We start from the raw sequence: 6068 nt of genomic DNA on the forward strand, positions 1-6068 counted from the left end.
CCGCCAAACGCCGCAAAGGCGCGGCTCCCAAACCCCGAAAAGCCTCCAAAGCAACGAAAATGGCCGCCCTCAATCCTCACAACACGCCTCCCGCAATATTGCGCAACAGGCCCTCAAGGGGGGAGATCGGCAACTTTGACGCCGAGCTCAGTCGTCGAACGTTGGCGAAATCAACGAGGAAGTCCGATCTCCCCACTCGAGGGGGAGATGGCCGGCAGGCCAGAGGGGGGCGCCTCGCACCAGGCATCAGGCGAGCTATCCTTCTATCCCGGCCTCAAAAAGCCAATGCGCTGAATCCCTTGGCGCACTCTACTCAACGAACACTTTCACACTCGCCGCTCGTCCAGCCGCATCGATGACGGTCAGCGTCGAGTAACCCGCGCCGTCGGGCTGCCATGTCGCGGTGCGGCGGCGGTCGAGGCCGATGAGGGGCTTGCCGTTGGCCAGCCAGCGGAACGGCGCACGGCCACCTTGCAATTTCAGCACCAGCGGCGAGGCGTCGGCCGAATTGGTGGCGAGATCGACGCGGGCGCCGTCCGGCGGGAAAATGATGGTCGGCGCGGGTTCAGTCGGCGTCGCCTGCACCAGGCCATCCGCGCCGGCGCCGAAGCGGGCAAGCGTCACCGGAAGGTCCTCGCGCTTGGGGGTAAAGGCGCCAGGCGGTTTGCCCGGCAGCGGCACGGTCGCCAGCCCCGAGCGGACAAAGCCCTCGAACAGAATCGGAGCGGCCGAGACATAGCCGGAAAGACCCGGCACCGCGCCGGCATCGGGCCGGCCGACCCAGACACCCAGCACATAGCGGCCGTCGAAGCCCACCGACCAGGCGTCACGGTAGCCGTAAGAAGTGCCGGTCTTGTAGGCGATGCCACGCTGCAAAGCGCCTTCGGGTGGCTTCACACCCGAGAGGATGTCGATGATCTGCCAGTTGGCCTGGTCGTTGAGGATGGTGGTGGTCGAACTCACGGCGTTGGCCGGTTCGGTGCCGTCGCGCAGCGAGTGCGTCTTGCCGCCATTGGCGAGCCCTGTGTAGAGCTGGACGAGGTCGCGCAGCGTGACGCCGACGCCGCCGAGACCGATGGCCAGGCCCGGCGCTTCGTTGACCGGCAAGATCGGGTTGACGCCCGCCTGGCGGAAGCGCGCTGTCAGCCGCGCCGGGCCGACCGCGTCGAGCACGCGGATCGCCGGCACGTTGAGCGACAGTTGCAAAGCCTGGCGGATGCTGACATCGCCCTGGTAGCCCATGTCGAAATTCTTCGGCCTGTAGCCGCTGAAATCGACTGGGCTATCCTCTATCAGCGTTTCCTGCGCCACCAGTCCCTGCTCGAAGGCGAGGCCATAGATGAACGGCTTCAGCGTCGAGCCGGGCGAACGCACGACCTTGGTCATGTCGATCCAGCCGGAACGGCTGGCATCGAAGAAATTGGCCGAGCCGACCTCGCCCAAAATCTCGCCGGTGCGGGCGTCGGCCAGCACCATGGCGACGGAGAGACGCGGCCCAAGCTTGGTGGCGGCGTCGCGCGCCACCTGTTCCAGTCCTTGCTGGACGCTTTTGCGGATCGTCAGCTTGAGCGGCTGACCGGGGAGGGCCTTGGGAAGCATCGCATAGGAGGCATGCGGGGCAAGCGCCGGCAAGGTGCGCCGCAAGCCGGACACATCGTCGAGTGCTGCGCGTGCCGCCTCGCGTTCGCCGATCAGGCCTGATGAGACCATGCGGGCGAGCACACGATCGCGCGCTGCATGGGCGATCTGGAGATTGCGGTCGGGCCGGCGCTTTTCCGGCAGTTGGGGGAGGGCGACGAGAAGGGCGGCCTCGGAAACGGTCAGCCGCTTCGGTTCTTTGCCGAAATAGGCGAGCGAAGCGGCGCGCACGCCCTCCAGATTGCCGCCATAGGGCGCCAGTGTCAGGTAACGCTCGAGGATCTCGCGCTTCGACAGCCGCCGTTCGATCTGGATGGCGCGCAACATCTGCTTGATCTTGGAGCCGAGGCTGCGGCTCTCGCGCGGCTCGATCAGGCGGGCGAGCTGCATAGACAGGGTCGAGCCGCCGGAGACGATGTGGCCGCTGGTGGCGAACTGGCCGGCGGCGCGGGCCAGCGCCAGCACATCGACGCCCTCATGGTCCCAGAAGCGCTTGTCCTCATAGGTGACCAGCATGTCGACGAACTGCTTGTCGACCTGGTCGAGCCGGGTTTCGAGCCGCCAGTAGCCGTCCGGGGTGGCGAAGGCGCGCAACAGCTGGCCGTCGCGGTCCTGGACTTCGGTGGAGACGGTGAGCTTTTCAGGAAGCGGAGGCGGGAAGGCGCGGTCGAGTTCCCAAAGCGCGCCGACGGCGATTGCGATGAACCCGGTCAGGGAGGCTGCCACGATGGCAGTGCGGCGGAGGAAGCTTTTGGTGAGCATGGCGCTGCCCCTCATCCGCCTGCCGGCACCTTCTCCCCGTATAGGGACGGGGAGAAGGGATCTGTCATGAATGACATCGCCATGTGCATGATCGTTACCATCAGCACCTTACGGTGCCTTGATCTCCATCATGCCGGTGGCGGTGCGGGCCGAATATTGCGGCCGGTACATGTCCTCCACCGTTGCCGCCGGATGGGCGTAGGTGCCCGGCGTCACGGCGCGCACGACATAGGCAAGCGTCAGATTGTGGTCGTGGTCGCCGTCGGCCGGGTTGAATGCCGCGACGAAGCGGTCGTCGCGGAATTCCAGATGCGCGGCGTCGGTCTGTGCCAGCCAGGAGAAGTTCGACAGCTGAGCGCTGGAAACCAAGCCTGGATTGTCGATCTCGAAGCCGGCCGGCAACAGGTCGGTGACCAGCAGGCGCGACGGCCAGCTGTTCTGTTCCGTCACCTTGAGCACGACGACATAGCGTTCGTTCTGGGTCGCCTCGGTCACATTGGCTTCGGTGCCGTCGAGCTTGTAGTAGGTGCGGTTGATGGTGAAGCCGTCGCCGCCGGCCGGCAAGGGCTGGATCGGCGACGCCAGGGTAGTGACGACGGCCTGCAGCGGGGGCTTGCCGGGGTTGGCGATTTCGAGCGGGCTGTCGACCAGTTCCGAGCCGTTGACCTGGTTGGAATAGCCGCCGGAATGCGGCGCGCCATTGACGGTCAGCGTGATCGAATCATTGCCCTCCTTCAGCGCACGGGCCGCCAGCAGCATCCAGGATTCGTCCTGGGTGCTGGTCCAGCGGGCTTCGGCGCGTTTCCTGGTCACCAGCTTGATCAGTTCGGGCACGATCGTCGATACCGGCTTCGATTCCGCCGCCAGCGACAGCATCGCCGCGCCATCACGCAACGCCGAGCCGTAGTCGGAGCGGTACCAGTCGTAGTCGGTGCTCGACTTGGCGAGCTGCAGTGCGGTCTTGAACGTCGCCTCCGAACGCTGCGTGTCGCCATAGAGCGCCAGGCTCGCCGCCAATTGGGCAACGGCCATAGGGCTCGAGAACGCTTCGAGCTGGGTGTCGGCGTAGTAGCGCAGGTCGCCGATCGAGGCCTTCTTGTTGCGGGCCAGCACATAGAGGGCGTAGGCGATCTCGCTGCCACGGTCCTGTACGCTCTGGTCGTAGCCGAGCGAGTTCTGCAGGTTGTTCAGGGCCTGGTTCATCGCAAGAGCCGGCACGTCGTATTTCTGCTCCCGTGCCCTGGTCAGGAACTCGCTGACATAGGCGTCGAGCCACAAATCGCCGGAGCCCGGACCCCACAGGCCGAAGCTGCCGCTCGAGGACTGGTAGCTCAGGACCTTGTAGATCGCATCCTGGATGCGGCCGTGCAGGTCGGGGTCGCTTTCCATGCCGATGCCCGATGCCATCTCGTTGACGTAGAGAAGCGGCATGGCGCGGCTGGTGGTCTGCTCGGCGCAACCATAGGGGTAGCGATCGAGCGTCATCAGCAGCGACGGCACGTCGAAGGCCGCCGCCTGCGAAACGCCGACGCTGACCGAAGCGCCCTCGAGCAGGCTTGCGGCCAGCAGTTCCTTGTCGACGCGCAACGCGCCGCCGTTGCCCTTGAGATCGACGACAAGGCGCGTGGTGACCGGCAATTGGGCCGGGCGCACCGGCACATGGAGCGTCTGCTCGACCTTGGTGCCGTCGGCGTGTGCCAGCTTGATGGTGAGCGACGCATTGCCCGCCGTCTTTGCGATCAGCGGTACCGTCAGGGTCTGGCGCTTGCCCTGGGCGAGCGTCAGCTTCTGGGGCAGGGGTTTGTCGCCTGTCGACAGGTCGCCCGTCGTGTCGATCGACAGCGCATAGTCGCCGGCGGGGCCGTCCGTGTCGGCTACGTCGAGCCGCATGACGGCATTGTCGCCAGGCGCCAGGAAGCGCGGCAGGCCGGCGGTGATCACTACGGGATCACGTACGATCACGTCCGACTGGGCATGACCGACCGCCTCCTTGGTCCAGGCGACGGCCATGACGCGCACGGTGCCGTTGAACTGCGGAATGTCGAAGTCGATCCGCGCCTTGCCATCGGCATCGAGTTGGACCGGGCCGGAGAAGAAGGCGACCAGCTTTTCGGTGGGCGGGCTGCCTTGCGCCTGCATGTTGGTGCCGTCGCCACCGGTCCTGAGCTTGCCGGTGGTGCCCAGCGAGCCATCGATCAGGCGGCCGTAGATGTCGCGGATCTCCATGCCCAGCATGCGCTGGCCGAAGAACCAGGTCTCCGGATCCGGCGCCTTGTAGTTGGTCAAATTGAGGATGCCGACATCGACGGCGGCAACCATGACATAGGCGTTGGTGCCCGGCTGCACGCCGGCCACGGAAACCGGGATCGACAGCTGCCGGCGCGGCATGGTCTTGTCCGGCGGCGTGAGCGTGATGGCGAGCTTCTTGGCGCCCGGATCGACGGTCAGCCATTTCACGCCGATGGCGCGGGCGGGCATGCGCGTTTCCTGCGCATCGCCCGGCCGGAACAGGGTTGCCGTGACATAGGCGCCGGCGCCCCAGTCGTCACCGACCGGGATGTCGACGGTGCTGCCGCCGGCCGGCACGGTCGCCGTGATGGTCTTCAGCAGCTTGTCGGAGCCGATGTTGATCAGAAGTTCGCCGGCAAAATGCGGTGAGATTTTCAGCTTGGCCACTTCGCCGGCGGCATAATTGTCCTTGTCCAGGGCAATCTCCAGGCCGTCGGGCGTTTCTGTGGTGGTCGAGGCGACATACCAGCCCGCGTCGAACTCATAGCTGGTGGCGGGCCCCTCCGGGTCCGACGTCTCGACCTCGAGCCTGTACTGGCCCCAATCGACCGGTACGGAGACGGTTGCGTCGCCATCGGCGCCGAGGTCGACCTGACCGTTGGCGATCGACTTGGTCAAGCTCACCGGCTCGTAGTTCCAGGAATTGTTGGAGCGGTACCACTGATAATTGCGTTCGACCTTGACCAGCGTCCACTGCGCGCCTTTCAGTGCCTCGCGCTTGCCGTCGGGATCGACGGCGATCAGGGTGAACTTGGCGGTGCCGCCTTGCGGCACTTCACCGTCGGCGAAGTCCGGACGGATGCCGATCATATGGCCTTGCGGGCGGATGCCGATGTTGAGCGAGCGCTCGATGGCGCGGCCGCCGGTTTCGCGCATGCGCACCGTCACCTTGCCGTCGACCAGCTTGGTGGTCGAGGGCAACTGGTCGACGGTAACAGGGAAGGTCGCCTTGCCGTCATCGCCAACCACCGGCAGATCGGTGAGCGGCGTGACCGTGGGCTCCGCCGACTGCTCGTCGGCGAGGCCGAAGGAAAAGTTGGGGAAGCGGTCCCAGTCGCGCGACGTCGACAGCGTGAGTTCGCCTTCCAGCGCCAGGCCCGCCGCCGGCGCGCCGTAGAGGAAGCGGCCGTCAATGTCGATGTTGGCGGTTTCGCCCCGCGCAATCTCCTGCTTGTCGGCCTTCATGTCGAATTCGATGCGATCCGGCACGAAATCCTCGACCAGGAACATCTGGCTGGCAACCGCCGGCTGCTTTGGATCGGTATGGATCGACACCGACCATGTGCCGCGCATGGCGTTGGGTTCGAGCGGCAGGTCGACGGCGTGGCCGCCGGCCGAGGCGCCGTCGCTGACGATGCGGCGGTCCTCGACGCCATCGG

2 protein-coding genes are annotated in these 6068 nt (G+C 66.0%); both read right to left on the reverse strand.

All coding sequences use genetic code 11. From position 1 onward, the window contains the following. Positions 1–309: 309 nt before the first annotated feature. Positions 310–2400 carry a penicillin-binding protein 1C gene (pbpC, locus tag O7A61_RS30460; protein WP_337132904.1) on the reverse strand — a complete coding sequence of 697 codons (2091 nt, stop codon included), beginning with the start codon at positions 2398–2400 and terminating at the stop codon, positions 310–312. 108 nt (positions 2401–2508) lie between these two features. Then, the coding region (locus O7A61_RS30465; RefSeq protein ID WP_337132905.1) for an alpha-2-macroglobulin family protein at positions 2509–6068 on the reverse strand (3560 nt) is incomplete at its 5' end.

The sequence above is a fragment of the Mesorhizobium sp. Cs1321R2N1 genome, from assembly GCF_037179725.1.
Taxonomy (GTDB): Bacteria; Pseudomonadota; Alphaproteobacteria; order Rhizobiales; family Rhizobiaceae; genus Mesorhizobium; species Mesorhizobium salmacidum.

Coding starts and splice junctions, on each gene's coding strand:
- pbpC (WP_337132904.1), bottom strand. CDS start 2,400: ATGCTCACCAAAAGCTTCCTCCGCCGCACTGCCATCGTGGCAGCCTCC.